Source organism: Candidatus Rhabdochlamydia sp. W815 (genome assembly GCF_018642185.1).
Lineage (GTDB): Bacteria > Chlamydiota > Chlamydiia > Chlamydiales > Rhabdochlamydiaceae > Rhabdochlamydia > Rhabdochlamydia oedothoracis.
The window spans coordinates 21758-44919 of record NZ_JAAVTY010000001.1 but is presented as its reverse complement, the minus strand read 5'-3'; the positions used below and the strand labels follow the sequence as shown (position 1 = coordinate 44919).

Here is a 23162-nt window from a genome sequence, read left to right as displayed (position 1 = left end):
CATGTAATTTTACATTTCATCGCACAGAAAAATTCAAAAAAAGAGCGCTTAATAGCTTCTTCCAAGATTAAACAGAATTTTAAATTTTCTCTAACTATTCTCTTAAAATTAGCGAAAAAGCTTTAATATTGATGAGCTAAATACAATGTTCTATTCGTAAAGCCCAGACCATTGATGATCATAGCTACCGCTGCTATTCCTGGACTAACTTTCCTTTGAGGGCCTGATGGCAGACGATTGTCAATCCTTGTTTGGAATGTATTCAGAAACTTCTCAAAATCGGCTTTACAAGGAGCAAGAAACAGAGCTGCGGAAAAATTAAGAGAATGGCAGAGCAACTTGTTGCATCAGGAACTTTAAGCTTTTTTTAAAGGGCACGGGCATAGGACAGTTTTATAATTTATGCTTTTCTAAATGAATTGCGCTTTTGCAGAGATTTTAAACTATGTATGGCGGAATTGATACATTGCTTGCATTTGAATTGCCGTCTCTCCAAACAAGCAAATGACTTTCTTCTGCAATATTATCGAGAGCACAGCCTAGCGCATGATCGGTAATATCTTTGGCCTTAAGACCAAATCTTGGGAGCCTTATCTATTGGCTTGGATGCAAAAAATTGATGAGCTAAATACAATAGATCTCTTGCATAACCAATAAGCAATCTAAAATTTTAAAGTATTTTAATCCAGGAGATATGATTGTTTGAGCGATATAGCTGGAAATGCTTTTGTTAAGATTAGGAATCTATAAATGAAAGCTTTAAAATAAGGGGTTATGCAAGAAATCTAATGTTCTATTCGTAAAGCCCAGACCATTGACGATCATAGCCACTGCTTTTAAGTCCTGACAAATGGCAGCCACTAAGCCATAATGATCCATTTTTGTAAAAGATTCAAAGTAGCCCATCGAACTATAGATAGATTTTCAGCTCCATTTCCTTTTCTAACACGACTTAAATCCTCTCGGAAATTAACATCAAGTTGCCAACGCAATTTGTTTTCGATGCTCCATTGATTACGCACTTCCTTTGCAAGACGTTCTGCATTAGCAGGTAGACTTGAAATAAAATACCGAATTTCACAGCTATTCTTCTCTTGCGATTTCTTCTGTACTTTTACGCATATCAAGCTATGCAGCTTCTTCCAAATCTGACGCTGAGGTAACCAATCTAATTTCTCAGTCGCCCATACTTCTCTTATCTCACTACGTCCTCGAGTACCCAGGGTACAGGACATTAAAAGAGTAATTTGAATTTTTCTGGAAATTGTCCATTCCTTATTTTCCGCAGCCCTTTAAGTTTTTAGGATGTTTGAGTACGGTTTGACAACTAGAACATTCATTAACCTAATTTTTGATTTATAGGCGTCAAACCGTACTCAAACACCCTAAAAACTTAAAAATCTACTAATACAATTTCCCTAATAAAGGACTATCGATCCTGTATATCGAGAGAAGATTTTAAAATTACTCTTTTAATGTCCTGTGCCCTGCTCGAGTACCTTTTTCAGACCGCCAATAATCACAGCTAGCTTCTTCCGGTATAACGTCCTGTGCTTGTTCAAAAAAGTTATGAGCTTCTGCATGTAAGTGGTCTTGATTGCCTTTTTTATCTCTCAATTATCAAGCAAAATCTTCATACGTTGGCCCTGGCTAGGAGGTAGGAATTGTAGGTATTAAAGTCTACTCACATAATTAAATTAATTATGCTTTTTAAACTATTTTGTTTTTTTTGATAAAATTATCGAAAGCAGATTTATTAGAAGATTAAAGATTTTTGATCAAAGAAAAGAAATTAAATGAAGCTTCCTTGAGTTAGCTTAGCTTTTCTGTTTTTTTTAGTCTTAAGGTATCCTTGAGCTCGATTTTTAAGATTTCTTATAGTTTTTTTTTACTTTCTGTTAAAATACATCTTTTTAATCAGACTAAGTCTAAACTTAGGAGTTTTATATGACACTACCAATAAGAAAAGGGAAAACCATAGTGACAAGAGATGCTGCATTTGAAGCCCTAAAAGGACAAATCAATGAGCAGGCGCATAAATGTACAGCTCCTGTAAAAGCTGCTTTAGGAGAGCGTTCAGATGCATTTATTAAAAGATCAAATGACGCTAGCAAAAGCTTTTCCGCAAAAGTTCTTCCTAACCCAGTTGCACATATTGCCGAAGAATCAATTAACACTGCTGAGCCTATTAGCCAAAAAGCAGCTCAAGTAGTGATTAATACAGGTATTAATCTAACAACAAACAAGTTGGTGAATAAAACTGTTGATTGGGCAACGAAACATAAAAACTAAACTCCTTATGAGCATTACTTCTTTAAATCAACTTTCTGATTTCTATCAACAGCCTTTGCTGCCTCTTGTTAGGGCAGAAGATCCAGAAAGAATCGTTTCTCAAAAAACGATTCATCAGTGGAATGTAAATGAGTGCGTGGTCTATTTAATTAAAGAGCATAACTCTTTAAAGTATAAAACAATTGATGGAAATAAAAAAGAGATCTACTGCAATGATATTGACCTTCCAGAAGAAGAGGATCTAGAGCAGGAGATCTCTTACCTCAAGACATGCAAGGTTATGGTGGAAGAGAATGGTGCTGCAAGATTTTATAACACCTACCACACTTGGAGAATCCCTAGTAGAGAATTTGATAAGGCTGAAGAAGCAATCCATACACCTGAAAATGATTTCATAAAATCATTTTCTAACTACCAGTCATGGGAATACGATCCCACTACAGAGCTTATCCTGAATCGTGGAACGGAAGACTTAGTTTGGAATGTATTCAGAAACTTCTCAAAAAAAGATACTTCTTTGCAAGAAGTCACAGTTCCTTCTTCACGATGTCATCCCGGAACGGTTGCTCTCGTTAATAAAATAAAAAAAGAAGCTTTTAATAACCCACAACACATACTTTGTTTAATAAGAGATTTTAAAGTAAGGGTTATTAATTCTGAACTTTTCCAAAAAGAATTAGCTGTAGAAAAAAATAATCTAGCAATAGAAGCTTCTTCTGATAGGCTCGATCAAGAATCATTCCTTATCAAAAACGAAAAAATAGTGTATTCAGTTGCTTCTGGTGCGATGTATTTATCGAAAAAAGTAATTGTTGCTACAGCTAATTCGGTAAGCAAGTTTTGTGGCAATGGTATTTTGGGAACCATGGCTGGAGCCTATTTAGGGTTTTTAACAGGAACGGTGATTGCTGGAGTTAGCACAGGTATAGTCCTTAGGAGTGCTCAGACAGTTACTTCTCGTTTCTTTCCTTATTCTCTTCCAGATTTTCTGCATAAAAAGCAAAAATCTCTGGAAGAAAGAGCTTCTCTTGTTTCTGTAGAAAGACCTTTGTTTATTGAAATTGAACCAATTAGTGAACCCATTGTAATTGATCCTAGAGTGCGTGTTAGTAAATTTACTTGGGCTGTAACAGTTATTACAACTGAAGGGGTTTCTAGGAGTCATGCTGCAATTGTGATAGAAGGGATTAATGATGGCTTTTTTAATAGAGAGGCCTGTCTAAGTACTAGTACAGAGATAGACGTTGGAGAAAAATTTATTTATCTAGCAGAGTTCAATCCTCCTGTAGAGGCTCATCTTCTTTCTTTGAGTCAGTTAGAATACGAAAAAAGAACCGAGATTTGGATGAGAACTAGTGATAAGGTCCAAGAGATAATACGAGATATTGGAAAGGAAGTGTTAAAGGAAACCCCTCGCCAGTTTAATATACGAGGGAAAAATGCATTACTTCCCAATATCACTTATACAAAAAAGAAATGGGTCGCCTTTTTTGAGTTACCAGGTGATAATTGCTATACCTTTACTAAAGATCATGCCAAAAAATTAGATATTGATCCAGGCTCAAGCTCGGCTGACTTTATAGCAGCAATAGCAAGACTTTATACTAAGGATCCAGCAAGCTATAAAGCCTTCCCCGTTCAACAAACCATTTAACACAAAAAGGGTTATACTATGTCTGCACCTATCTCTCATTCAGAACATCTGGATTACCGGATTCGTAATCAAATATTTAATTATACAGAAAAAATGATAGAACATACGCAATCGTTTCGTTCTGCAGCCTTTTTTTCTATAGAAACCTCTAGCTTAATTTCTTTCATGCTGCAGGTTTTTTCTATAGGAGAATTAACTATTCGCGGACTTGGGCTTATCGGTTCTTCCGATCGTCAACTCGGAAAAGCTATGCTGAAAAAAGCATCTATAAAGACCTTAGGAATACCTTTGGATGTGCTAAACTTAATAATTGGACCTTTTGTCATAGCTTTTGATTCAAACCCCAAGTTTCATATATTATATGGGAAAGAATATACTAAAGTAGATCTTGACCATGCAGAACGAGGAACCATTGACAATGAAGATCATCAACGGGAATCTCAAGAAGCCTTTGGTAGGGCAAAGAAAGTAAAAAGTAGGAGAGAATCTACGGCCCCAGATTATCAAATAAGAAATAATCCTACATCCATCTCTCATTCAGAAAGATTAGATTATCACATTCAGCATCAAATATTCAATTATATAAATGAAATAACAGAACCTGGACAAAGACTTCGTCCTCCAGCGTTTCTTGCTTTAGGAGTATCCAATACTACATTTTTCATCTTGCGAGTCTTTGCTGTGGGAGAATTGACCATTCGGGGCCTTGGGCTCATTTATTCCTCTGATCGTCCACTCGGAAAAGCTATGCTAAAGAGAGTTCCTATACAATTTTTGCAAGCAACTGCGGGTTTAGCTGCTTCAACAATAGTCAACTCTTATCGCATTATTAAAGAACCCAAGGGCTATATACTTAATAATCTAGAACAAACCCAAATAGACATACAGCATGCAGAGACCGGCACATTTGATAGAGAAAACTACCAATCGGCTTTACAAGCAGCAAGAAACAGAGCTGCGGAAAAATTAAGAGAATGGCAGAGCAACTTGTTGCATCATGAACTTAATCGATACATCTAATCCAATATAATGCTTCATGGGTTACTCCTCATTTTTTTGCTCTTTAACGAGCGGTTTTGAGATTTAAAAAAATCTTGTTTATATTGGAGAGTTTAACCTACTCCGTCTAAGGAGCAACCCATTTTTTGTGTGCAATTATGGCATGTATATCATCAAAAGTTGGCAAAAAAAACCAAAAGGTTTTAGAATTAATCCACTCCATCCCACTTTGGGACTAAACATGGTTAAGAGCTCAAAATGAGATATATTTCCACACCTTACATCAAAATTTAACAACCGGATCTCGTTACATAAATTAATGATCTGATCTAAACTTGTATTTTCAATCTTACTTTTTTTGAGCATCCCTTTATAATAGGAAACATCTAAAACATTCTTTAATCCTTCTTTAGCTAAAGGAGGGTATCTTAAAGTAAAAAACAGAACTTTTAAGCGCCGTATGTTTTTTTTAAGAGCATTACATCCACAAAGAGAACCTCTTTTTTGTAAAAAGTTTAAGAATAAATACAATTGCTATTGCTGGGCAATCTATTTTCTGACAAAATGGGCTTGTTCGAAACAAATATTCTCATGAGCTACCTTTCCAGTCTACAACATCCTCTTATCAAACACTTAGTTAAATTGCGACGAAATCGCGCATATCGCTATGAACAAAAAACGGTCTTAATCAGTGGAATAAAGTTGATTCGCGAATTATCTCAAAAATTTTTTTTTAAAAATATTCTGATCGAAAAAACATACCGACCTCTTTTTTCCTATAAAGCACAACAAATCCATACCACTTCTTTAGCTATCCTAGAAAAAATTACAGGTCTTGAAGCTCCTGAGCCCATTGCAGCTGAGATCTATATGCCTACCTTTCAAGATGTAAAGTCTAGTAAGCGCTTACTGATCTTGGATAGAGTGGTAGATCCTGGGAACCTAGGAACTCTTTTACGCACCGCTTTAGCATTTGATTGGGATGTATTTTTATTAGAGGGATGCGTAGATTTATATAATGATAAAGCACTGCGTGCTGCTAAGGGCGCAACTTTTTTTTTAAACCTAACTCAAGGAGACCTTATCAATCTACAGAGCCTACTACAAAAAGGGGGGTTTTCTATCTATGCAGCTGATGCTAAAGGGGATAAAATCCAAAAAAACTTACCAGAAAAACCCATCGCTTTAGCTTTGGGAAATGAATCCCACGGACTGAGTCCTTTTATCATGCAACACGCTAAAAAAATAGCCATCCCCGTTAAAAAACCCGTTGAATCTCTGAACGTGGCAATTGCTGGAGCTATTTTCATGTATCTGTACAGGGCCAAGAATGAGTAAGCAAGATCACTTTCTCCATTGGGAGGAGCAATATTGGAATGCAGATAGAAAGGCTTCGCGCAAACAAAGAAAAACCGCAGAAAAAAAAGACCGATCTAAATTTAAAAAAAGCAATCAGGACCAACTGCTCAAACAAAGTAAAAAGCTTATTAATGCAACAGATATACAAGGTAGAGTTCTCACTATTGCAGCAGATGGAATTACGGTTTTTGCAAATGAATATTCCTACCTTTGTTCTTTAAAAGGCGCTCTTAAACAAGAGCGTGACCTTATGAAAAACCTCATAGCGGTTGGAGATCTTGTATCTATGCAAATCATCGATGAAACTCATGCTGTGATTACTCAAATAATCCCCCGTAGCTCTATTCTGTCTAGAGCAGATAACCTCTCTCGCAATAAGCAACAATTGATTGCCACCAATGTAGACCAAGTTTTTATTACAGCTTCTGTTTGTAGTCCTAGATTAAAACCTCTACTTATCGATCGCTATATTATAGCCGCACAAAAAGGAAATATTCGTCCGATTATTCTCATCAATAAAGTAGATTTATTAGATAATCCTCCTAATAGACTTTCTTGGGAAGCTATTGAAGAGGAAAAGAGATTATATGAAGAGTTTGTTCATACCTATAAATCGCTTCATTTCATCGTAATTCCTATGAGTGTTACCACTCAAGAAGGCATCGATGCATTAAAAACACAAATGCACAATAAAACATCGGTATTTTCTGGACAATCTGGAGTAGGTAAATCCTCTTTGATTAATTTGGCTACAGGCCTTTGCTTTGCAACAAGGAAAGTGGTAAAACGCACAGGCAAAGGCTCACATACGACAACACAAGCTCGCATGATCCCCTTAGAAGGAGGGGGATATTGTATTGATACCCCTGGTATTCAGAGTTTTGGAATCTGGGATGTAGATAAAAAAACACTATCTTCTTACTTTTCTGAAATCTTTACCATTTCCTCAGAATGTCAATTTCCCAATTGCACCCATCAAGAAGAACCTAATTGTGCAGTAAAAAAAGCAGTAGAGATAGGAAAAATTTCGAACTTGCGCTTTGCCTCTTATTGCGCTTTAATGTCTTCTCTATTTAAAAAACATCAAAATCGTTAACCATTAGGCATTTTATATGAGTAATATCGAATCTATTGATGCTTTAGAAGTACTCGACTCTCGCGGCAATCCCACAATTGAGGTTTCTGTTTTTGCTACAGATGGTAGCCAAGGTAAAGCCATTGTTCCCTCCGGAGCATCCACCGGTGAGCACGAAGCTGTTGAACTAAGAGACAAAGACCCTAAGCGCTATCAAGGTAAAGGTGTTCTGCAGGCTGTAGAAAACGTGATCAATCCTCTTGCTAAACTTTTAAGAGGAGAATCCCTTTTTGCACAAAATAAAATCGATCAGTTAATGATTCAAGCAGATGGAAAAGAAGATAAATCACGCTATGGAGCTAACGCTATTCTAGGAGTTTCTCTTGCAGTAGCTAAAGCTGCTGCCTGCTCTAAAAAGATACCTCTTTATAAGTACTTACACCCTCAAACCAATTATATAATGCCCCGCCCTATGATGAATATTATCAATGGAGGAGCTCATGCAGATAGTCTACTCGATTTTCAGGAGTTTATGATTCGCCCTGTCGGAGCACCTAGTTTTCGTGAAGCATTGCGCTGGGGTGTAGAAATCTATCACATACTAAAATCGCTTTTAAAAAGCAAAGGATATTCTACATCGGTTGGAGATGAAGGAGGATTTGCTCCTAGATTAGAATCCAATGAGATAGCTCTCGATTATATCTTAAGGGCCATTAAGCAAGCGGGCTATGAACCAGGTAGCCAAATAACCATTGCCATGGACTGTGCCGCTTCTGAATTTTATGACAGTTGCAGCAAATCTTATATAGAAAGAAAAAAACAAGCAGCTGGTATGCCTTTTAGCACACGTTCAACAGAAGAGCTTATCACCTACCTTAGTGAATTATGCGAAAAATACCCTATTGATAGCATTGAAGACCCTCTCGATCAAAATGACTGGAAAGGTTGGCATAAATTAACAACTACATTAGGGAAAAAAATCCAAATAGTCGGAGATGATATCTTTGTAACCAATCCAAAATTTCTACAAAGAGGGATTGATCAAGGAGTGGCTAATTCTATTTTAATTAAACTCAATCAAGTTGGAACTCTATCAGAAACTCTTGGAACTATAGATCTAGCAAAAAAGAATCGATATAAAACCGTTATTTCTCATCGCTCAGGAGAAACAGAAGATACAACAATTGCTGATTTAAGCGTGGCTTTTTCAACAGGACAGATTAAAACAGGAGCACCTTGCCGTACAGATAGGGTTGCTAAATACAATCGTCTACTGGAAATTGAACATGAACTTAAAGCTCACGCGCATTTTGGCAAATAAGTAGCGGCTGTCCTGCAAATAATAGAGTATGCGCAACTAAAGGCTTTAGTTCTGCATCTATGGATAATACATATCTATTTCCAATGAGAGAGCCTACTTTGGAGACAGAATCTCCTTGTGCAACATAAGTAATAAACCGCTGTTTAATTTCTTTTTCAAGCTGATTCCAGTTTTTTTTTTCCTGTTTAAATACTCCTGGAGGATGAAAAGCAACAGAGGATTCTTTGCTTAATAGATCGTAATATTCGATAAAGGTATGCCCAGCTAGAGCTCCTCCTAAACTACAGCCCAGTACACGCGCAGTCTTTTTTTTTTGATGAACTTGGGCTAACCATTCTTGGATCTGTAATTTCGCTTTCCTAAATACGCTAAACCCAGGACCAGAAAAATCTAAATCGCTAAAAAGAGAAGCTAAGCTTCTCTTAGTAGTTAGACTACAATCCGTTCCTCGAAAAATTAACAAAGAAGAAATGTGAGAATTTTTTGGAATCCAACCAAAAGCTGGCATCTGTTGCCAAAGATTAAAAATTCGATCTAGAACAAATGTCTCTAAAAAGATTTGATTTTGTAAATTACGAACAGGAATTTTTATCTCATGGCTTAAAGCAATATCGCGATAGGCTAATGCTTTGCAAAGAAGCTCCGTTACACAAAAATCTAGCCAGTTATTATCTACCTCTACAGTGTTTTCTAATGCTCCTTGCACAACTTTTAAGTCCCCTTGACTACTAGATACGAAAGAGAGCAGAGGTGCATGTGAGAAATATCCATGCTCTTTTGCAAACTTTTGTAAACTTAAAGGACTTCTATAGGTTTTGATTTCCTCTTGTGTTTCATAAGAGCATCTCTGGTAAGGGAAACAGGTTCCAAGTAGTGAATCTAGTTTTGATAGGCTCCAAGTTCTTACATTACTCATGAGAAGGAAATACCTTTTTAAGAGCTGGTTTGAATCGCTCTTCTAGGATTTGTTCTTTGTTAGCTAATAGATCATCATGCCATGTTTTTACATCTATGAGTTGTAATCTTTTACAACTAAAAACATCCTTTTCTGCACGAAAAATCGCTTTATATTCTTTATCGTGAATGCAAAATTCTGTCGGGGAAAAACAAGCATTGAACCGGGTGATTACCGCATAAGGCCAATGACTCTCTTCTAAAACAGATTGTCCTTCATAATTTCCTATAAATGGTTTTTTCAATAAATAGTGAAATAGAGTAGGGAAAATATCCATATGCGAACTAAGTCGATCTAAAGTGCATCCACTCCATTTAGGATCGTTCCCTAAACGATAATAAAGAGGAATATGAAGCTGTGGATAACTTAAATGAGAAGCATGAAAAAGATGTCCTTGTTCATAAAACTCTTCTCCATGATCTCCTGTAATTACTACCAAAGCATCTTCATCCGATTCAAGAGCTACGAAAAATTTCCCAAATAAGGTATCCACAAAATGCAGCGCATTTCGATAACGATTCTTAATTTTTTCTAAATAGTTTTTATTATTAGAGAGAGCTTTTAGATAGTTAAGGGTTTGATCCACTGGTTCAAAAACAGATTTTTTCTCAATAGGCCAGCTGTAGTCTAAATGCGTAGAATCTAAAAAAGTAATAAATACCCGCCCACCTTTATTCTGTTGCATATCCTCTATTAAACAATTGACAACAGCTTGGTCTTTTAAATAAGTAGGTACTGCTACAGAATCTTGCGTAACCATTTTATCAATAAGCTCTCGATTACGACCAAATAAACTCTCTCCCATTCCGTAATAACCAAGGCGTGAGGAGGCGTATACATGGATGCGATATCCACTTGTCTTCAATATTTGTAAAAAAGGACTTCCCATGGCTTTTTGCTTTAATAATAAAGAATTCCAATGAAATGGCAATTGAGAATAAAAAAGTGAAAACCAGGAAAGATGTGTTGCATTTGCATTAGCAAGAGCTAATTGAAAAGAGAGCGCCTGTTCTTTAAAAGAGTTTAAATAAGGAGCTATTTCATGATTAATAAAATCTTCTCTTAAAGATTCTACTATAAATAAATAAATATCTGGTTTTGCATTTAAATGCAATTTCTCAATCTCTAATAAGTTATGTTCTTGCAGAGCTAGAATAGGTTGATCTACTTCTAAATACTCCTTTTCTTTCACAAAAAAAGTGGTTTTCCAAGGCAGGATTTTTTGATATGCCTGTATATTATCAAGCATTTTCCTATCTAGCGTTATTAAATCCCAACCACATAGTAAAAGAAAACTACCACCTAATAATACAATCAGAGAATGAAAGGAAAGATAAAGAGGAATTTTGTCACTCCAGTATTGTGTTTTTTTAAAACACAATACACTCGAAATTAAGATAATGACCGAGCCAAAAACTAAAAGGACCCAATTGGTTAAAGAAATATTGCTTGCATACAGCAACTCTAAAATATTGTCCCATCCTTCTTGCAGCATAAAATTTAAAGCAAACCAAAATGAAATATCCATTAGTCGAATAAGAGGAAAATCAATGATATAAGCTAAGATTAAAAAGAGGCTCAATCCAACTATGTTGACAGCAAAAGGAATATATAAACTGAGAAGTTTAGCTAATATCATTAATAAAATAGTTTCAAGAGCACATTGTCCTATTGCATCAACATACCATATGACTACATTGGACTTTAGCAACAAATGAACAATATGTAATGTACTTATCCATAAAAAATAGAAGCCAAAAAACCAATAGTTAATCGATTTTTCTTTCATGGATTATCTTTAATTTAATAAATCAGTAACAAACTCTTCCCAAGATTTTTTCTTAATAAAAACCTCAATGCGTTCAGGGTGTTGTGGATATACCTGCTCTACAAATTCTGGTATAAAGCGTATGAGGTTATCTACAGCGTATTCTTCATCCATACGATGAGAAAACCCTTTAATAAATTCATTCCATTTAAATCTACTGGTCTTAATTTGACGCATACAATTTTTTAGTTCTTCATTGGAAAAGATATATCCAATAAAGCGCAAAGGATGAATATAATTCACTTGATCTCCTTTTTTTTCTAAATCGTTTTGCAGAAGCAGTAATTTTAGCAATCCTTTTTCTGCCATTGTTTTAATAATGATGCTGATATTTTTTTTATCCTCTTCTAATAAAGGAAGTTGATAAAAAGAATCCTGCGTAGATACAGAAACAAAAAAAGCTTGCATTTGTCTTTGTATTTTTTCTTGATAAGCGGTTAACTCTTTTTGCATATCTTTCCAACTAATATTTTCAAACAGCTGGCAAAAAACTAAAGGAATATTCTCATATTCTCCTGTTAATCTTTTAAAGACTTGGCTTTTAACGTTTTGATAGTTTTCATAATCAAATCTTTTGGCAAGAAAAAGATTCTGAGAAATTTCCTGAATAAGTACTGCTTTGGCTTGAAAAAAATCATCTTGATCAATTAATTGATGAACAGTATCAAAAAAATTTTCCTCTATTTGCTCTTTAGATTGCACAAAGATAAATCCCATATGACTGATAATCAGAGACAAAAGGAAAATTCTCAGCATCTAGCCACCTCCATAAATTAAAACATTAGTTTTAATTATACAAAGAATTTCCTACAACAACTTTACTTATATTGAATTTTTTTTTGAAAAAATATAAAGAAACAAATAAGTCCCTTTCAAAGGAGGAAGAGATGCGCCATACGGTTTTTTTATTTGGAGAAGCAGAAAAAGGAGAGTTTTGCACTCCTAAGTTCTGTAAATCTGCCTATCAACTAGCAGAAAAATTTGGCAATCCTCCTAAGGGAAGCGAAGGATTACCATGTGGCATTCAGATGCTACTCTACAATAGGTTGTTAATCTATTTTAGAGTAAAAGAAGAAGGTTTTAGCTTGCCGGATTATAAACAAGGGCTAAAAATGCTTAAAAATCTAAAAGCATTCCCTAAGCTATCAGCTATTTGCATGCCTGGAGTAGGAGATGAAGATATTATCAAACGCACCATTGCCATTTGTTTTTTATACCAAAGCATCTTCGTTACTTCTCAAAAAGATCTCTATGACTTCTTAACCAGCCACGCTTAGCTAAAATAATGAACCAATCCCACTGCATCCGGTTGCATGGTTTTTTTACCCACGCTCCAATTAGCAGGGCAAACCTCTCCATGCATTTCAAAGCAGATTAATGCATCTAAAATACGCAAAACCTCTTCTACAGAACGTCCAATGGGGAAATCATTGATTAAAAGATGACGTATCATTCCTTGACGATCAATTAAGAACAAACCTCGATAAGCAATTCCTTCTTCTTCATGCAATACGCCATAATCATTAGCTATTTTCTTATTCAGATCAGAAATAATCGGATATTCTATCCCTTCAATACCACCTTTAGCTTTAGGAGTAGAAAGCCAAGCTAGATGAGAAAATCCACTATCCACCGAGCAACCAATTACTTGAGCATTTCTTTGCTTAAATTGTTGAAGGGCTTCTTGAAAAGCGTGCACCTCTGTTGGACAAACAAAAGTGAAATCTAAAGGGTAGAAGAAAAGCACAACATATTGCCCTAAAAAATCATCTAAAGAAAACCCATCTATTATTTTATCCCCTTGTGCAGCCTTTGCCCTAAAAGAAGGGGCTTTTTTTCCAATCAGTAAACGACTCATAACGTCCTCTTGTGTAAAAGTTTTTCCATTGCATGAATGTTTGAAAGTTCTTGCTTAATTGTAGTTTTATCCCCATGCCCTGGATAGACAATAGTCTCTTGTGGAAGAGCTCCTAATTTTTTTAAAGATTCTATCATTGTAAGGGTAGGGCATGCTGTTGGCAAATCCATTCGACCAATAGCTCCTTGAAATAGGGTATCTCCTGAAAAGAGGATTTTCTGTTTCTCCAGATAAAAACATACACCTCCCGGAGTGTGGCCTGGAGTATGAATGACTTGAATGTGCAGATCTCCTACATTAACCACTTCACCATCTTTTAGATGATGATCTACTTTTACTCCTTGAATAGGAATAAAGAGAGGAAGCCCATCAGAACCAGGATTTATGACATTAGTTTCATCATCTTGGTGTATATAAACCGGTATATCCAAATGATTTTTTAGGCAAACAACGTCTGCAATATGATCCCAATGAGAATGAGTAAGAAGAATTTTTTCCAGTGTTAATTGGTGCTCTTCTGCATAAGAGCTAAGCTCTGTAGCACTATCCTGTCCTACATCAATTACAACAGCTGACTTAAAAGATGGGCAGCTAAGCAAATAGCTATTCGTATCTATTGGCCCGGTTGAAAATCTTTTTACGATCATAGATAGCTCTCTATAGAAAAAAATGCACCAGAGAGGATTCGAACCTCCGACCTCCCGGTTCGTAGCCGGGTGCTCTATCCAGCTGAGCTACCAGTGCATAGGGGATACATCATCCCGATTTACTTGATTTTCAGCAAGAGCGTTTTATTTTAAATGAGCTCTTTAAGAGAACCTTTTTTTATACTTTTTTTTCATTCTTGCCATGCTCTTGTTTAAAAATCCTAGGAGATCGCTCTTGAAACGCATGTTAATCCTTGCCTTTTACCTCTCACAAATTTCAGCACCTCTTTATGCAGAAAAGATAATTCAACAGATTTTTACTAAGATCCCGTTTAAAATCTTTTCAAAAGTAGAGCAATAAAAGCGAGAACCACCATATTCAGGATTGTACATAGTTTTCTTTCGCAATTTTTCCATAGCCTGCGACATTTTTCTATCCATGCAAAAGAACGCTCTACAACCCATCTTCTAGGAATGACTGTAAAAGTATGAAGTGCATTTCTTTTGGCTATTTCTACATTTTTAACAATTTGAGCATCAATAATTACAAAGCTTGTTTTCTCTTTCCAACCACTGCTTTTTCTGACTTCGCCAACCCATTTTTTTAAAAACTATTTTAAGAATAGTCTTAGAATTTTTATCCTCTTTTTTATTCCAAAGATGGAAATAATAATTACAAATTGCGAGCTTTAAAGTTCAGGTTATGCAAGAGGTCTAGTGTATTTTTGATTACTACATTTACAGCAAATTTTACACAGATAAATCTTATGTTAGCTTTATTAAAACCAAAATTAAAATCAAAAATTTCTAAACCCCTCACTCTTATTAAAGAACAGATGCTTATCCTAAAATAGTTCGTTAAATACATTCCTACAAGAACTCTTAAGTTTTTTTCTAGATCTTTATCAGACATAAGAGGCTCTTTTAAAAACTTGTTTTCGATAAACTTGACAAAAATACCAGAAGCATTATCAGCCATTGAATAAATCGCTCCATCTCTTGGGGAAATAACCCGAGTAATACGACCTGTTATGCATCCAACTACTCCAGCTTCAAAGATATCAGCTGCATTTTTAGAAGTTGTTTGCATGTAAAAAGAGTCATTTTGCCAAGCTGATCGTAAGTGTTGCACTATTTTCATTTAGTTCTTCTTGCGTCTAATCAGGTTTTTCTTTTAAAAATTTTTCATAAAAAAGATAGGACATTTGAGTAAAAAAATGATTGTAATGATAGCTTTTTCTAAAAAACTACTAATATTCCTAGTTTTATATCTTTTTGTTATATAGTAGTGTCAATTCAAACGGCTAGCTTAATGGGGTTCAAGTCAACGACTTGAAACTTGTCGTTAATCCTATATTTTTCTATGCGATTGAATCGGAACCACTATAGACACCCCTAAGAGGATACAAATTTAACAGAAATAAAGTAAAATACAATTTTCATATAACTCTTGGAAAGCCCTATTCTTAGAGCCTGTTTAAAATCTTCTCATTAAGGTATAATGATAGTTTTCATAAAACCTTTGGAGGTAGTTATGACCCGCTCTTATCCAAGCGATATTTCTCGTAAACAATTTAGCAAAATCCATCTAATACTTGAGTCTACACGCAAAAAAACACGTCCACGAAGAGTTGATCTATATGATATTTTTTGTGGAATTTTGTACATTTTAAAAAGTGGTTGCCAGTGGCGTATGTTACCCATAGAATATCCTAAATGGGAATTATGTTATTATTATTTCCCTCTTTGGAATAAAAAAGATGATAAAAATTCTAAGAGTATTCTTGAAATAGTTTTAAAAAAAATTGGTTGGCGAGGTCAGAAAAAGCAGTGGTCGGAAAGAGAAAACAAGCTTTGTAATTATTGATGCTCAAAGTGTTAAAAATACTGATACAGCGGAGAAGATAAGGATATGATGCAGGGAAAAAAATATCAGGAATAAAAAGACATATAGCAGTCGATACCCAAGGGCTTCCTCATGCGATTCACATTACCACCGCTAATATCACTGACAGAAATGGGTGTATAGAAGCATTTTCACTACATAAAAACCATTTGTTCGGTGTAAAAAATGTTTTAGCAGATGGAGGATATTCTGGAGAAAAATTTGCAAAGAGTGTGCAGGAGATATTAGGATGTATAGTAGAAATAGCCAAAAGAAATACACTTCATACTTTTACAGTTATTCCCAAAAGATGGGTTGTAGAGCGTTCTTTTGCGTGGATAGAAAAATGTCGCAGGCTATGGAAAAATTGCGAAAGAAAACTACATACAAGCCTGAATATGGTGGTTCTTGCTTTTATTGCTCTACTTTTGAAAAGATTTTAAACAGGCTCTTAGATCTGGTAGGTGCAAAGAAAATTCTTCATGCGTAAGCCCTGCTCGTTCCCCATCCAGATCCGATCGATTTAGGATCTTTGACAGAAGGAATGTTTTCTCCATTAACCAGGGATTGTAAGACCTTTGTATAAAGTTCATGTGCAGACTCACATGAAATATTCATAGCTGTGTTAATTAGTTGCATAAAAAATTCTTTAATTGCTATTCACTTTCATAAACGGGGTGGATTTGAAACCCGGCTTGCTTTACAGCAAAGATCAGCTGTACAATGGGCTCCCACATCGCTTGTTTGTCGATATGTAAGAGCACTTGTGTTTTTAGCGTATCTTTGGGTAAAAGACCGAGTTCTTGTTGTTTTTTAAGCTCTAATTGCACGTCTAGTGGGCAAGAAATCAGGTATTCATTAAATTCTGTAATCCATTTGTACTCGCCCTTATTATTTATGCTCAAATGCACGGTATAGCGGTCTTGGGGAATAGAAGCATCTACTTTTGTTTGGACCTTGACTAAACTGATCTCACGATCAAAAAGGCTGGCTCGAGTAACTGCAATCACTGCAAAAACAGCTACGATTAAAAACAGAAAATCAATCATAGGAGCTAAATTCAGATGATTGTATCTTTTGAGTTCTTCTTCAGGGATTAGGTTCATATACTTGCACTCTTGTTTTGAGCATCGATAAGAGAAGCTATTTGGTGGGTTTCACTCTCTACTAATACCAATGTTTTTACCAATCTGTATTTAGCAGAAGAATGTAAGATAAGCGCTAAGATAGCTACAATTAATCCAACAACGGTAGTCCCTACAGAAACTCCGAGTCCATCGAATAGCATAGAAACGCTTTCTATAGAGCGATTGACGTCATAAAAAGCATAAAACATGCCAAAAACAGTACCTAATAAACCAAGCATGGGGGCAATAATAGCAATATCATTAAGTAAGTTAATTCTTTGCCAAAATGTTGCAGTAACTCTTTTGCCTTCCGCTTTCATGATTTCAACCATTACTGGAAATCCATGTTGCCTGGAATGAATACCTGTGGCCACTAAATGACAAAATAACGTTTTTTCTTGTTTACATACCCCTAAAGCTTCGTCAAAATTATGGTTGGTTAATTGAGAGCGAAGTGTGTCGACTAAAGATTGAGAAACTTTTGTACTATTGCGCAGGGAAGACAGGCAGTAGAACCATAAGCAAAGAGCAAACGTAGACATTCCAAATAAAAGTATGTAGATGAGAGGTGCTCCAGAAAATGCTTGTTTAAAATCAATTACCATCATCTTTGAAGGAAAGTCAGAAATCGACTCTTGCAGCTGTGTGAATGGGGTTTCTTCGGGGGTTGCCCTAGATGAAGTATCCAAACGAGCATCTTCTTCTAAAGCAATGAGTTGTTCTTTGACACTGTTTAACTCTTGATCGATTAAAGAAAATTCCTGCTCAATTGTTACAAGGTCTGAGGTATCGGTTTCTGTAGGGTTGGCATATAACGCACTAAGCTGCATCAATCCAATAATTAAAATAGACTTTAACTTCATTTTAGGATATCTCCTTTAAAATTCTAAAAATGCTATAGCTTTTAACTTTGTTTTTTAGCTTATCAAGCTGGATTGGAATAGATCAAGAAGAATAAGAGAGATATAGGCAACAAAATAACAATTAGCTATCATGTTTTAGTTCTACATACAAATTTTTGCTGATTATGAAACCAAAAGATTTAAAGTTTCCTTTTTCTTGGGATGAAAGAAGGCCCGTAATTTTTGAAAATATTTTATTTGTGCCTCAATATTACATGAACCATAGAGAATGGGGTTTTGTAAATTGGTACAGTCCTCAAGTGTTTAAAAATCAATTGCCTATTCATATTGAATACTGTAGTGGAAATGGCTGCTGGTTGATTGAGAAAGCAAGAAATCATCCTGAAATTAACTGGATTGCTGTCGAAAAAAAATTTGAAAGGGTGCGTAAAATCTGGTCTAAAATGCGAAATTTAAGCTTGACTAATATATTGATTGTTTGTGGTGAGGCCCTTACCTTTACCAAAAATTATGTGGCAGATGTAAGCTTTCAGAAGGTCTATATCAATTTCCCAGATCCTTGGCCCAAAGAAAAACATGCGAGAAACCGCCTAGTACAGGAACCTTTTCTCATAGAATTAAGCAAGAAAGCCAAGCCACAAACAGAAACTATTGTCGCTACTGACCATCTAGATTATGTACAGCAGATTATATCCGCTGTAAGCTCAAGTGAAAAATGGGATTTTTCTCTGAAAAACCCTTTTTATACCAATCATTGGGAAAATTATGGTTCTTCTTATTTTGAGCAGTTATGGAGGGCAAAAGGTAAGCAAGTGTATTATTTACCCTTTTTAAACAAGAGTAAAAATGCCATTTTCTAAGGCAAAACAAATTGTTTTACCAGCAGGATTATCTGCAGATTTAGATTGGAAAACACAAGAGCTTCTAGCTTTTCGAGAATCTTCTGTTCTTTGGTATCTTGATTTTTCTTTTTCTACTATGCATTTTTCTCCTCAGGACTTCTTAAAAAGTCAATCACAATTGCTTACAATAGAGCATTTTTGTCGGACAATTTGGAATGATTTTAAAAAAAATACGGCTGGCGTAATCCTCTATCAAGGAGCAACGGATTTTTCTAGAATTTTTCCAAAAGAGCTTTGGTCAGAGTCTTTTCATAAGTGGTTGGATTTGTTCATACAAAATGCTGCACATCGACATGAGTTAAAAGAGGCCTCTTCTAGTTCTCTAGAGCACTATTATGAGTTATACGCTGCTAAATTATTTGCAGAAGTTATGCAAAGACTACTTGTCTTTTTACCAGAGGAGTGTGTTACATTATTACTGATTGAAGTTACAGAGCCTTTGTCTTTCTTAGCGCAAAAATTTTCTCTGGAGTGGTTTGAATCATTTGTTTTATTGGATTTAAAGAGAAATCAGCTGCCTTTTTTACATCAGAAAGCACGTTTAGGAATTTGTTTACCTCCTGACTCTCATTGTGATCAAAAAACATTAACTCAGATTAATTCCATTTTAATGCGCTTAAAACAAAAGCAGATAGATTTTAGATGTATTCCCGAATCTAAATTAAACCATTTCTGGAATGGACTAGATAGCATCTTGGTTTTTTCTAGAACATTATCAAATCAAGGAAAAAGGCAATTGCAAGGATTTTGCGCAACAGGTGGTAGAGTGATTATAGAAGGCGAGAGTCTTTGTTTACCTCAAGAAGTAGCTATGCTCGATTTTTTACAAATCTTTTAAAGCTTTTAGTTTTCGAAATAGAGCTTGTTCTGGTTGAATATTTTTTAGAAAATAGCTAAGAAAGCGCTCTTTTAGAGAATGGTAAGTAGGTTCATTTATACACTTTTTTTTTCCTTCTGGTAGGGCTAGTATACTAATTGCTTCTGAAAGGCGGATTGAATGCAATGTATTTAGCTCCTGATTTTCAAAGCAAAGGGTCGTGTTTTCTAAATGGGTTTTTAATTCTACCAAAGATAAATAACGTTCTTCTATTTGAACTTTTTTGGAGATTTGATATAGGTCGTGTAGTCTAGCTACAACATGAATATAATCTTTGTTTATATTTGCGTCTTTTTTACCGCTTATTTCAAAAACATGTTCAGCACACGCCTTAATCTCTTGATGAAGTAAGTTGTAATAAAGAAGAGGGTGATTACCTTTTGATAACGCCATATAAATTCGCCTTTTGAATTCAGTATAGCTATTATAAAATTTAGTAACATAAAATAATCGGAGCAAAGGGATTTGAACCCCTGACCCCCTGCTCCCAAAGCAGGTGCGCTAGCCAAACTGCGCTATGCTCCGATAAAACATAAGGTACCTTAAATCATTTATTTTTTTCTTACAAGCGTTTATCGGAGATCGTGCCAATGGAAAAAATAATTACGCTGAAGGCTATAGAGAATAACTAGAGTTTTTAGGAAAAAAATGTTGCAACGATATTCTAAGAAAGGGATAAGAAGTGAAAATCGCCTCTAAAAAAGAACTTTTTAAACACGTTAAATAATTAATAGATTAGAATTAAGGAAAAAACATGACATTTCGCAGCTTAAAAATTCTATCTTGTGAGTATGCACTCCCTTTTTTTAAACAAATGTATAAAAAAAAATCGGTTTCTGAAAAAAACCACTTTTCATTTAAAAAAATAGACAAAAGACTTTACTATATTGTTATTTCTACAAAGACGAAAAGTACATTTTACTAGATACTAGCGATTGTATATATTGATTCCGATTCAATCGTATAGAAAAATATAGGATTAACGACAAGTTTCAAGTCGTTGACTTGAACTCCATTAAGCTAGCCGTTTGAATTGGCACTACTATATACTGAAATGCATTAGAAAAAAGACTTTTCAAACACTAAATTCATTAAATTTTTCTCATTGATGGAGTTATAAATCTAACCTCTATGCAACCTGAAGCGAACTTTTTAACAAGAAACCAAAAAGACATCCTCAAGGCTCGTCATCGTCATGAACGAAACAAGAGATTGTGTGATAGAATTAAAACTATCCTGCTCTTAGATAAAGGGTGGACATATGAGGCAATAGCTGATGCCTTAATCCTAGATGAGGATACGATAAGGCGTTATTATAAAACCTATTTAGAAGGTGGCAAAGAAGCATTGCTGAATTTGAACTATACAGGAAAGGCATGCTGGCTCAATCAAGGCCAGCTTGAACAACTAAAAATCTATGTAAAAGAAGAAGTTCCTAGTTCGGCTAAACAAGTTGTCAATATTATGAAAAATTCTTAGATTTCAAGACGGCAATTTATGCCTTTTTTGAAAAAAATTCTAAATATCGATAAGAACTACAGCCTCTTTTGTCTAGGACAATTTTGCAACGATTATAGTAGCTGATTTAATAAATATCATTTAAGAGAGTAGAATATGACTTTTTTTCATCATTTACCATCAGTTGCTCAATTACATGATCTTGCTAAAGATTCGATTGACTTAACAAAAGAAGGAGTCTTAACCGCTAAACGCATCGATAATATGATGTTAGAGGCATTAGGGCTTAAATTGTTTTACGCAACAGAAAAAGTTAGTGAAAAGAATATTTCTGTTTTATGTCAATTAGCCGAAGAAACACAAGCTGTTAAAAAAATGACAGATATGCAAAATGGGCAGATTGTTAATTTTATCGAAGGGTTTTCTATTGAAAATAGGCCTGCAATGCACACTGCAGTGCGAGATTTTTTTGAGCAATGTAATACTTCTTTAGAAGCAAAGCAGGCAACAGGTTTAGGGTATAAGGAATTAGAAAAACTCCGTTCCTTTTTAGATGAGATGGAAAAAAAATCTCAAATAACAACAGTTATTCAAATCGGCATCGGTGGTTCACATCTAGGACCTGAAGCGATTTATTTAGCTTTAGAAGCTTTTCATAAGCTAGATCGCAAAGTATACTTCTTATCTAATATTGACCCAGATGAAGGCGCTCGTATTTTTCAACAAGTTGATCTAGAAAAAACTCTTGTTGTCGTAGTTTCCAAATCAGGAACTACTTTAGAAACTATGACAAATGAGCGATTTGCAAGAGAGAAGTTTAAGCAAGCAGGTCTTACTACAAAGAACCACTTTATAGCTGTAACGGGTAAGGGGAGCCCAATGGATAACAAAGAGCGGTATATGGACTGTTTTTATATCTGGAATTATATTGGTGGCCGCTATTCTGTTACTTCTATGGTAGGTGCTTTTATTTTAGCATTTGCTCTAGGAATGGATCGTTTTTTAGACTTCTTAAAAGGAGCAAATGCTATGGATAAAATAGCTCTTCGCTCTGATCCTTATGCAAACTTGCCTTTAATGTCCGCCTTATTAGGAATATGGAACCGCAACTTTTTAGGATTTCCTACTGTTGCAATCGTTCCCTATTCACAAGCCTTATCTCGTTTTCCAGCTCATTTGCAACAACTAGATATGGAATCCAATGGAAAGAGCATTGATAAAGCAGGACATTTTGTTGAATATGACACAGGTCCTATTATTTGGGGAGAACCTGGTACAAATAGCCAGCATTCTTTTTTTCAATCTGTTCATCAAGGCACAACGGTTGTTCCTATTGAATTTATTGGGTTTAAAGAGAGCCAATATAAAGAAGATGTTTTCTATCAACAAACCACTTCCCAAGAAAAGCTATTAGCCAATTTATTTGCTCAATCCATAGCACTTGCAGTGGGACAAAAAAGCGATAATCCCAATACTTTTTTCCCTGGTAATCGCCCTAATCGCATTTTATTAGCTGACAAATTAGATCCTTTTACCATAGGAGCTATTTTAGCTTTTTATGAACATAAGGTTGTTTTTCAGGGTTTCATTTGGAACATTAACTCTTTTGACCAAGAAGGTGTGCAGCTTGGTAAGAATTTAGCCTCAAAAATCCTTGAACAATTTTCCCTCCAAAGGCAGGGTAGATCTATGGATACAAAAGGATTTCCTTTAGGAGTTGCTTATCTAGAGCATTTGTCCTTTGGATCTTAACACCCCATTACCAAGAAGCTTTAAAAGTATACTTTCATAGAATCATTAAAATTTAATGAATTGGTTATCTATAATATACTTCTCGTAGTTGTAGTCTGTAAAAATTACAATTTTCCTATAAAATAGTTCAGAAGCAATGGATAAAGCTTTTATGCAAAAGTTATCTAAAGAGCAGAGAAAATATTTGGAAATGCTTGTCAGAAAAACAAGATGTTAATAGATCTCTTGCATAACCCCTATTTTAAAGCTTTCATTTATAGATTCTTATCTTAACAAAAGCATTTTTAGCTATATCGCTCAAACAATCATA

At 35.1% G+C, this 23162-nt stretch carries 25 protein-coding genes, 2 tRNA genes and 2 pseudogenes; 12 read left to right on the top strand and 17 right to left on the bottom strand.

The annotated features are described in order from the left end of the window. Window positions 1–122: 122 nt before the first annotated feature. From RHOW815_RS08795 to RHOW815_RS00230, 3 genes are all read right to left on the bottom strand, one after another. Window positions 123–338 (bottom strand): DUF4277 domain-containing protein, encoded by a 216-nt coding sequence (locus tag RHOW815_RS08795; protein ID WP_215216374.1) that lies wholly within the window; start codon window positions 336–338, stop codon window positions 123–125. A gap of 522 nt (window positions 339–860) precedes the next feature. Further along, on the bottom strand, window positions 861–1235 hold the full coding sequence (locus tag RHOW815_RS00235; protein WP_215216373.1) for an ISAs1 family transposase: 375 nt from the start codon (window positions 1233–1235) through the stop codon (window positions 861–863). Between the two features lie 229 nt (window positions 1236–1464). Continuing rightward, window positions 1465–1617 carry a hypothetical protein gene (locus RHOW815_RS00230; RefSeq protein ID WP_215216372.1) on the bottom strand — a complete coding sequence of 51 codons (153 nt, stop codon included), beginning with the start codon at window positions 1615–1617 and terminating at the stop codon, window positions 1465–1467. Between the two features lie 330 nt (window positions 1618–1947). On the opposite strand from RHOW815_RS00230, the gene RHOW815_RS00225 reads away from it, so the two are divergent. Genes RHOW815_RS00225 through RHOW815_RS00215 form a run of 3 tightly spaced genes read left to right on the top strand, consistent with a single transcriptional unit; the run spans window position 1948 to window position 4966 of the window. Beyond that, the gene (locus RHOW815_RS00225) at window positions 1948–2292 is read left to right on the top strand and encodes a hypothetical protein (RefSeq protein ID WP_215216371.1); all 345 of its coding nucleotides are present in this window, start codon (window positions 1948–1950) and stop codon (window positions 2290–2292) included. Window positions 2293–2299: 7 nt separating this feature from the next. Further along, on the top strand, window positions 2300–3946 hold the full coding sequence (locus tag RHOW815_RS00220; RefSeq protein ID WP_215216370.1) for a hypothetical protein: 1647 nt from the start codon (window positions 2300–2302) through the stop codon (window positions 3944–3946). Window positions 3947–3964: 18 nt separating this feature from the next. Beyond that, window positions 3965–4966, top strand: coding sequence for a hypothetical protein (locus tag RHOW815_RS00215; RefSeq protein WP_215216369.1), 1002 nt, complete (start codon window positions 3965–3967; stop codon window positions 4964–4966). 135 nt (window positions 4967–5101) lie between these two features. Here RHOW815_RS00215 and RHOW815_RS00210 read toward each other — a convergent pair whose 3' ends face one another. Beyond that, on the bottom strand, window positions 5102–5476 hold the full coding sequence (locus RHOW815_RS00210) for a hypothetical protein (protein WP_215216368.1): 375 nt from the start codon (window positions 5474–5476) through the stop codon (window positions 5102–5104). Window positions 5477–5515: 39 nt separating this feature from the next. Here RHOW815_RS00210 and RHOW815_RS00205 point away from each other — a divergent pair, with 39 nt between their 5' ends. From RHOW815_RS00205 to eno, 3 genes are read left to right on the top strand one after another with little or no spacing between them, the layout of a single operon-like run. Further along, window positions 5516–6283 (top strand): TrmH family RNA methyltransferase, encoded by a 768-nt coding sequence (locus tag RHOW815_RS00205; protein ID WP_215216367.1) that lies wholly within the window; start codon window positions 5516–5518, stop codon window positions 6281–6283. Then, a complete protein-coding gene (gene rsgA, locus RHOW815_RS00200; RefSeq protein ID WP_215216366.1) occupies window positions 6276–7400 on the top strand; it encodes a ribosome small subunit-dependent GTPase A in 1125 nt (374 codons plus the stop codon). The genes RHOW815_RS00205 and rsgA overlap by 8 nt, the downstream gene beginning before the upstream one ends. A gap of 16 nt (window positions 7401–7416) precedes the next feature. After that, window positions 7417–8700, top strand: coding sequence for a phosphopyruvate hydratase (gene eno / locus RHOW815_RS00195; RefSeq protein ID WP_215216365.1), 1284 nt, complete (start codon window positions 7417–7419; stop codon window positions 8698–8700). Here eno and RHOW815_RS00190 read toward each other — a convergent pair. The 3 genes from RHOW815_RS00190 to RHOW815_RS00180 are packed head-to-tail and all read right to left on the bottom strand — an operon-like array spanning window position 8672 to window position 12239. Then, window positions 8672–9616, bottom strand: coding sequence for a hypothetical protein (locus RHOW815_RS00190; RefSeq protein ID WP_215216364.1), 945 nt, complete (start codon window positions 9614–9616; stop codon window positions 8672–8674). The two genes, eno and RHOW815_RS00190, sit on opposite strands and share 29 nt — an antisense overlap. Beyond that, complete coding sequence (locus RHOW815_RS00185) at window positions 9609–11444, bottom strand: sulfatase-like hydrolase/transferase (RefSeq protein ID WP_215216363.1); 1836 nt, start codon at window positions 11442–11444, stop codon at window positions 9609–9611. The genes RHOW815_RS00190 and RHOW815_RS00185 overlap by 8 nt, the downstream gene beginning before the upstream one ends. A 9-nt stretch (window positions 11445–11453) precedes the next feature. Next, the gene (locus RHOW815_RS00180) at window positions 11454–12239 is read right to left on the bottom strand and encodes a DUF8085 domain-containing protein (RefSeq protein ID WP_215216362.1); all 786 of its coding nucleotides are present in this window, start codon (window positions 12237–12239) and stop codon (window positions 11454–11456) included. Window positions 12240–12370: 131 nt separating this feature from the next. Here RHOW815_RS00180 and RHOW815_RS00175 point away from each other — a divergent pair, with 131 nt between their 5' ends. Continuing rightward, window positions 12371–12760 carry a hypothetical protein gene (locus RHOW815_RS00175; protein ID WP_215216361.1) on the top strand — a complete coding sequence of 130 codons (390 nt, stop codon included), beginning with the start codon at window positions 12371–12373 and terminating at the stop codon, window positions 12758–12760. Here RHOW815_RS00175 and RHOW815_RS00170 read toward each other — a convergent pair. The 5 genes and pseudogenes from RHOW815_RS00170 to RHOW815_RS00150 all read right to left on the bottom strand — a co-directional run bounded on the left by RHOW815_RS00170 (window position 12757) and on the right by RHOW815_RS00150 (window position 15129). After that, the gene (locus RHOW815_RS00170) at window positions 12757–13341 is read right to left on the bottom strand and encodes a peroxiredoxin (protein ID WP_215216360.1); all 585 of its coding nucleotides are present in this window, start codon (window positions 13339–13341) and stop codon (window positions 12757–12759) included. The two genes, RHOW815_RS00175 and RHOW815_RS00170, sit on opposite strands and share 4 nt — an antisense overlap. Then, a complete protein-coding gene (locus tag RHOW815_RS00165; protein ID WP_215216359.1) occupies window positions 13338–13988 on the bottom strand; it encodes an MBL fold metallo-hydrolase in 651 nt (216 codons plus the stop codon). Before RHOW815_RS00165 ends, RHOW815_RS00170 begins: the two co-directional genes overlap by 4 nt. A 23-nt stretch (window positions 13989–14011) precedes the next feature. Beyond that, window positions 14012–14085: transfer RNA gene (locus RHOW815_RS00160), tRNA-Arg, on the bottom strand. A 235-nt stretch (window positions 14086–14320) separates the two neighbouring features. After that, window positions 14321–14506, bottom strand: a pseudogene (locus RHOW815_RS00155) (transposase); the annotation flags it as partial. A gap of 155 nt (window positions 14507–14661) precedes the next feature. Next, window positions 14662–15129 (bottom strand): hypothetical protein, encoded by a 468-nt coding sequence (locus RHOW815_RS00150; RefSeq protein WP_215216358.1) that lies wholly within the window; start codon window positions 15127–15129, stop codon window positions 14662–14664. A gap of 393 nt (window positions 15130–15522) precedes the next feature. Between RHOW815_RS00150 and RHOW815_RS00145 the strand changes: the two are divergent. After that, window positions 15523–16316 (top strand): annotated as a pseudogene (locus tag RHOW815_RS00145) (IS5 family transposase). Between the two features lie 37 nt (window positions 16317–16353). Here RHOW815_RS00145 and RHOW815_RS00140 read toward each other — a convergent pair. The 3 genes from RHOW815_RS00140 to RHOW815_RS00130 are packed head-to-tail and all read right to left on the bottom strand — an operon-like array spanning window position 16354 to window position 17863. Beyond that, window positions 16354–16491, bottom strand: coding sequence for a hypothetical protein (locus RHOW815_RS00140; RefSeq protein ID WP_215216357.1), 138 nt, complete (start codon window positions 16489–16491; stop codon window positions 16354–16356). Between the two features lie 38 nt (window positions 16492–16529). After that, the gene (locus RHOW815_RS00135; protein WP_215216356.1) at window positions 16530–16979 is read right to left on the bottom strand and encodes an ExbD/TolR family protein; all 450 of its coding nucleotides are present in this window, start codon (window positions 16977–16979) and stop codon (window positions 16530–16532) included. Then, the gene (locus tag RHOW815_RS00130; protein ID WP_215216355.1) at window positions 16976–17863 is read right to left on the bottom strand and encodes a MotA/TolQ/ExbB proton channel family protein; all 888 of its coding nucleotides are present in this window, start codon (window positions 17861–17863) and stop codon (window positions 16976–16978) included. The genes RHOW815_RS00135 and RHOW815_RS00130 overlap by 4 nt, the downstream gene beginning before the upstream one ends. Before the next feature lie 164 nt (window positions 17864–18027). Here RHOW815_RS00130 and trmB point away from each other — a divergent pair, with 164 nt between their 5' ends. Beyond that, window positions 18028–18723 (top strand): tRNA (guanine(46)-N(7))-methyltransferase TrmB, encoded by a 696-nt coding sequence (gene trmB, locus RHOW815_RS00125; RefSeq protein WP_215216354.1) that lies wholly within the window; start codon window positions 18028–18030, stop codon window positions 18721–18723. Beyond that, window positions 18710–19603 (top strand): hypothetical protein, encoded by an 894-nt coding sequence (locus RHOW815_RS00120; RefSeq protein WP_215216353.1) that lies wholly within the window; start codon window positions 18710–18712, stop codon window positions 19601–19603. The genes trmB and RHOW815_RS00120 overlap by 14 nt, the downstream gene beginning before the upstream one ends. Here the strand turns inward: RHOW815_RS00120 and RHOW815_RS00115 are convergent. Together RHOW815_RS00115 and RHOW815_RS00110 are read right to left on the bottom strand one after the other, a co-directional pair. After that, on the bottom strand, window positions 19589–20035 hold the full coding sequence (locus tag RHOW815_RS00115) for a hypothetical protein (protein WP_215216352.1): 447 nt from the start codon (window positions 20033–20035) through the stop codon (window positions 19589–19591). The genes RHOW815_RS00120 and RHOW815_RS00115 overlap by 15 nt on opposite strands. Window positions 20036–20092: 57 nt before the next feature. Further along, window positions 20093–20167 (bottom strand) — tRNA-Pro (locus tag RHOW815_RS00110). A 606-nt stretch (window positions 20168–20773) separates the two neighbouring features. On the opposite strand from RHOW815_RS00110, the gene RHOW815_RS00105 reads away from it, so the two are divergent. Together RHOW815_RS00105 and RHOW815_RS00100 are read left to right on the top strand one after the other, a co-directional pair. Next, window positions 20774–21121, top strand: coding sequence for a helix-turn-helix domain-containing protein (locus RHOW815_RS00105; RefSeq protein WP_215216351.1), 348 nt, complete (start codon window positions 20774–20776; stop codon window positions 21119–21121). A gap of 135 nt (window positions 21122–21256) precedes the next feature. Continuing rightward, window positions 21257–22852, top strand: coding sequence for a glucose-6-phosphate isomerase (locus RHOW815_RS00100; protein WP_215216350.1), 1596 nt, complete (start codon window positions 21257–21259; stop codon window positions 22850–22852). Window positions 22853–23162: the final 310 nt, after the last annotated feature.